The organism is Pseudomonas sp. GG8, assembly GCF_052976945.1.
Map to the genome: position 1 here is coordinate 1 of NZ_JBRIIP010000008.1, position 5,587 is coordinate 5,587.

A 5,587-nucleotide genomic window follows, 5' to 3' on the forward strand; every position below is an offset into this window, starting at 1 on the left:
CATATCCTTTAGTAGATGGCCTTTATCAACGGCCCCGCCGGGAGTATCCAGCCCAACTTGAAGTTGAGAGATTCTGTTAATCCGGAAAAACCTTCTTAAACAATCTCCCGGATAATAAATCAATCTTAAACTTCCCCTTCGGCATTTTAAAGATCCGCCGTAGCAATATCATTACCTTGTCCCAGTTCTTCCAGATCACAAAGCCGGCGGCGATAGCAAGGCCGATCCCGATTATTAAAAATGTCATTCGGGCCGTAATGGTCAGAGATTCAGTCCGATAAAAGCTAATTTTGTGCCGTGGAGGATCGGCGTCATCAATCCCGTGATGTGAAGAACCCGGCCATTATCGGCCCCGCCGCCAATCGGAATATCGGAGCCAACACGGATGCCTTCTCCATGTACGCGCTATTTGCAAATGTGAATCCGACATTCGCGCTGACTTCAGCTTATCCATGACCGTTTCGGTACTGGTGTGGGCGTTGGCGTTTTCCTTAATGACGCCGTAGATTCTCCGAGTTTGGCCTCGTAGGTCGCTAGTTGTTCCTCGCTTAATCCTAGCTGTTCCAGCACTCCGGCGAGCAACCTGGCCTCCGATTGTTCCAGCGCTTCCTTGAATTCGTTCCTGGGCAGTCCGGGCGGTCAGACCTAACTCCCGCTCCATCGCGGTCATAATAATCGCCGCGTCATTAACCGAGACACCCATGTCGGCCATTTCCGGCGCCATTTTTAGATGCCGTCGAGGAAGCTCGGACCGACTCCGGGCACTTTGAAATAAGCCCCTAAGGCTCCGAGCAATTCTTTCTCGTTCCCTAACTCCACACCCACAACCTGATGCTGCCCCGGACTTTGCCATGGCCTCTTAGCGTGTAGTCCGGGTGGATTCCCCCAACGGTGTCCCAGAAACTGGCATATTTCTTGACAGTATCTCGGCGCTTTCCAGTCTCTTGCCGGGCGCCGAATTTCATCAGTTCCAGGGCGGAGTCCAGCGGACGGTTAACGGTGAGTTTAGCCATGTCCCGAATCTCTTTCTCGGACATTCCGGCGGCGTTGCCCAACTTCCGGTGTTCGGTCCGGTTAGCCCTGTCTTGTCGTTTTAGCCACAACCTCCATGGTGCCGGTGCCCATCGCTACCATGCCCAGCCCGATGGCCTGTCCGGTTTGCGACCAGTTCTTCATCTTCTGGAGCCGGCTTCAGACCTTCCCGATTCCAGCTTCAGGGTTCTGAACTTGTTGGCTCGGCGGTTTTGACTCGACTTCGTTAGCCATTAGTCTCTTCGGGTTTCCCTTCCTGGACCATCGCAATCATCTCGGCCAGCCTCATCTTCGGCCATCAAGGCCACCTGGTGGCCATATCCGTTGGCAGGCCACCATCGACAAAACCTGGTCCTCCAAAGCCGGCAGGACTCGATCGGCCGGCCGAGCAGGTCGGCGACGCCGCCGCCAACGTGCTGAACTGCCCTGGACGTCTCGGCCGAAAGGGGCCGGTGTATCCGCCGCGACCGCCTCCACCCGAATGTCGGACCACCAGATCGGCCAGGTCCAGCGGCAGAGCCATCATCCCGTCCCCGAGCTGGGTGCACTCCGGCCTCATCCCGTCCTCCAGGTTCCACTCCATCAGGACGTTCTCGCCGAATAACCGAGCCATACCTTCCGGTCCTTGCCTTCGGCGGCTTCCCGGAGGGCGAATCAACTGGCCAAGCTGTAACGTTAGACTTCAAGTTCAAATCCTCCGCCCCATCATAGTCGGTTCCCTCAAACGTAACCCGCGCCGTCCGCTCTGGACTTGAAAGCCCTTCTTGGGCTTCGTCCCGTTGGTGGCTATCACTTTATGCCCATGTTGGGACTGCACCACTGGCCATGTGCCCGCGCCAACCATGTCAATTCTCACTTTTAGAAAGTGCATAATCCGTAAAAAATAGCTCCCCTGCCAGAATACTGTGAAGATTGTCCAAGGAGCGGGAACGGCGACCCACGTGGTCGGTGTGGCTGGAGAAGACTGGCATGGCTCATATTCGAGGAACAATCGCTGGAATCGCGGCGATACTGTGAAATCGGCCAGCAGTAGCAGACGCTCACGGGCGCTCTTGTCCAATCCGTGAATATCGGATTCTTCCCGGTGGTGTGGCGAAATCAATCGACGTTAGGTCGTTACTAATCGTCCGGCGCTTCCGCCGGAGTCGTCGATCGCCACAGTCATTCCGTACCTGTTTCTTAGGATTGATGCCTCCTGGATTTGGTCGAGGTGTCCATATATTCTCAGCGGTCCCATTATCCTTTTGTTCAACTCGATTACCGGGTCGCGGTCGGGCGGTATCCGATGCCTCTCCCCGACTCTCCATCAAAGCACAATCGTCCCGGTGTGAAATGAAAACACTCAGGCGATCTTGTCCGCTCCTCGGTGAAGTTCTATGCTCATTGTGGGATTATTCGAACATTGCTCGAAATCGGTTGACGAGATTCGTCCGCCAGCCGCGGATATATCTGGCAAACTCCACGCCTCGGCACAACTCGCCAGCTTCCAATAGTCCGGGCCGGCGGGTCGGTTGATGCCATTATCATTTCCCGTATGCCCCTTAATTGTCGGCGCTCCGTTATCAACAACTCAGCCTCGCCAAGCTGCCGCAGGACATCCGCGAATCCTTCATGATTCGGCATCGGTTTCTGCCTCATCTCATTCGTCACCGCCTGACGGGTTACCACATCGGATACTTTATCGGCCATCTCGGTGTTGAGTCTCGGTCCCGGATAGACTCAATGGCCGGCCCGTATTCCGCCTTTAATTGCTCGATGCTGTCCAGGGCGGCGTCGATATTCCCGCGGAGCGTCACGACCCAGCCGATCAAACCGATGATGATGACCACCACCGGAACGGACGCCCAGACCGGAATTTTAGAGGCTTCACGCTACCCTCTCCCAATTGGCGCCGGTCTCGTTGAATACATCAGCCTTTCATGCAGGGCGCACCTTCGGCATATCCGGTCGGACGATGCCGCCGCCCTCCATCGGTGAAGATTCAGCCGGCATAAAAACCCCATCAGTCAGACTCCAGAATCTTCATGGATAGGGCGATGAGACCGCCCACCGATGTCCCGGTCGCGACATCATTCTAGAAATATCCCGGCCCCGAGCAGCGCCTCCAAGGATGACCAGGGACAGGAAGATCGAGGCCGGATACGTCCTATTTTCATGTGTTTAGATCTACACATTTACTCGGAGGGTGCCTCTCCGGGTCACCATGAACAATGATACTGGAATCGTACGCGGCGGAGGTCGATACCCTGGAGCATTGATATCGCCCCGCTTGAGAGTTACCTTGAGCTGGTCGGAGCCGCCGCGGCGGAGACCGCCACGAAAGACACGGTCGTCGCGAATGTCACGTTATCGCTGTACTTGTTCGATGCTTACGGTCGCTGTTCCCGAATCAACGTCGGTGGTCGCTCAAGGACGTCCGACCAGGCCGTAGCCAGTTGTCGCTCCATCGTCCCGCGAGTGGAAACAGCAGCCGAGGTGTGGGTCTCTTTGCCGGGTGGTCAGTGAGCTTCCGTAATCCAGAGCGACCCCGTTGGCCTGTAACGATGAGAACGACAGCGATCCGTCCGCGCCTCGGCTGCCGTTATAGTTCATCTGTTTTGGTACCAGACAGGCGGCCACATCGCCGCGGTCTAAATGCCCAGGTCAATACCCGGTCGGTGGTCGGGAGCCCTTTAAAAGCGGCGTGTTGTCTGGTCGAGCCGCTTAACGAGGATGACAGCCAGATTCCCGTCCGATAATCCCATTATCCGCTCATGGGCCGAGGTGTCAGGCTGTTTAATCCAACAACTCCCGCGGGTGAAGCTGGCGTGATCCATCGTCGCCACATCTCCGGAGAGGTCTATGCGGTAACTAATATCGTTTACTGAGTCCGACCCTTTGCCATTGGCCCTCCGTTAAGGCGAAGATCTTAATCTCTTCCATTAGCTAAATATCAAAAGGTGTCGTCGCCGTCCATACAAGCCGCCGCCCATATCCAGAAGTTGCGACCGTGGCGGCGCCGACCGTTTGTTGGTGCAATTTCCTGTTAAGGTTGGCGTCCGAGCGGAAGTTCGTGTTAACCTCCACCATCGCGTCCCACAGGTCAAGCTCGATGTTCTCCGGACATCCACCGATGCCTGGAGGCGGAAGTATGACCTGATGATAAACGCCGGTCGCGGAGCCGTATCGGACAACGTCTGCCAGCCGTCAGTCCGGCTTCGTACCGAGTAGGCGAGGACCTGGAGTACCGGACAGCGCCAGAGGCTCGGCCCGTATGGCCGCCGTGAAGCCGGGTCGGTTATGGTCGATAGAAGAATGTTCAGTCCTGTCCATGTCTCCTACTCGTCGATCCAAAGCCTCTATCAGAGCGTCGCCCACATATTTATGGAGCAGCTCGCCCTTGTTGCGTTGATCTCCTTGGGCGATTTTAGCGAACATGCCATACTTTTGTTCTAATCTTTGAGGCGTAGGATAGCCGTTTGCCGCTTTTGCTGTTGTAGAACGCGTCAACGATAGCCTCGTTGTCGTTCTACTCGGTTGCCCACCTAACTGCTTCAGGACTCGGGTGTCGGCGCCGTGGCGGTCTGCCGGTTTAGATGGCCAGAGTAGATGGGCCGGCGGTCCCCATAGCTCATCGGAGACTTTATTCGCGCCTTCAAAGACGGCCAGGTCTCGGAGCTCACGGTTTGCGACCTCTCATAACCCGGAGGCCGGAGCCGTCAAAGACCGGGCCGGTTATCGTGATTTTTGTCCCAATTGCTGAGCCATTAGAAGATCACCCCGTTGTCGGTTCCCGTCACCCGGTAGTCGTCCAGAGTCATCAGCGCCGACCGGACTTCTCCCTCCACCACCGTCATCGACGTTTCCCCGCTGCCGATACTCCCGCCCGACCCCATGTCCCGGTTACGGAAGTTGCTCGGAGCTTCGCAATGTCCAGCAGAAGCCTGGGCGACCAGCTCCGCGTAGTCGTAGCGCGTCAACGCGGCGCCGCCGGAATGGTCGCTGTTCTGTTGATGCTACGGTCAAAGTGTTGCCGTTGATGGCGCGGGGCGACAACTGTCCGGAGTCAATCAAGACGGTCTGGGCCGGTCCCAGGTCGGTGGCGCTGGTCACGCTGAGGCAAGGTCGCCGTTGTCGAGCTTATAGCGTCCGCCGTCGTAACTGATGTACTGTGCATACCCCCAGCTTCCGAGATGCTGAGGTTGTTGGCCGGCGTCGAGCATGTTGTATGTATCCTCGTTTAGCTTTAAAGATTGTTGGGCGTCGAGTTGTACGGCATCAGCCAGAAATCGGCGTTATAGCCTTCGGTGAGGATGGTCTTGCCCCGCGGTCGGTGTCGTCGTAGGCGGTCACGGTAGTTGTTCAGACCAGCCAGCCGTCCAGCGGGATAACCTGTGCCAGCGAGACCATAGTGGCGATGTCGTCCGTTCCAGATAGAACGGAATACTTGCCTGAAAATTGATCAAATGCCGGAGCCGACGTCATAGAAATTTGTCTGGTCAACGGGCCAAATGTCCCGCCCTCTCGTAGTAGTTTGTCGATCCGCCGGGACGCGGCCTCAAGGATACGCCGGAGA

4 protein-coding genes are annotated in these 5,587 nt (G+C 56.6%); 1 reads left to right on the plus strand and 3 read right to left on the minus strand.

The window, feature by feature from the left end; genetic code table 11:
• Positions 1-1,330: 1,330 nt before the first annotated feature.
• Complete coding sequence (locus ACVBEG_RS26885; RefSeq protein ID WP_447108513.1) at positions 1,331-1,645, minus strand: hypothetical protein; 315 nt, start codon at positions 1,643-1,645, stop codon at positions 1,331-1,333.
• Positions 1,646-2,577: 932 nt separating this feature from the next.
• On the opposite strand from ACVBEG_RS26885, the gene ACVBEG_RS26890 reads away from it, so the two are divergent.
• Positions 2,578-3,009, plus strand: coding sequence for a hypothetical protein (locus tag ACVBEG_RS26890; RefSeq protein WP_447108514.1), 432 nt, complete (start codon positions 2,578-2,580; stop codon positions 3,007-3,009).
• Positions 3,010-4,778: 1,769 nt separating this feature from the next.
• On the opposite strand, the gene ACVBEG_RS26895 is transcribed toward ACVBEG_RS26890, so the two are convergent.
• Entirely contained in the window at positions 4,779-4,991 is a 213-nt protein-coding gene (locus ACVBEG_RS26895) for a hypothetical protein (RefSeq protein ID WP_447108515.1), read from the minus strand.
• Between the two features lie 382 nt (positions 4,992-5,373).
• On the minus strand, positions 5,374-5,587 hold a 214-nt coding region (locus tag ACVBEG_RS26900), incomplete at its 5' end, for a hypothetical protein (protein WP_447108516.1).

What these genes read in the sequence shown, in the direction of transcription:
- ACVBEG_RS26885 (WP_447108513.1), bottom strand. Translation starts at nt 1,645, where the DNA reads ATGGCTCGGTTATTCGGCGAGAACGTCCTGATGGAGTGGAACCTGGAG.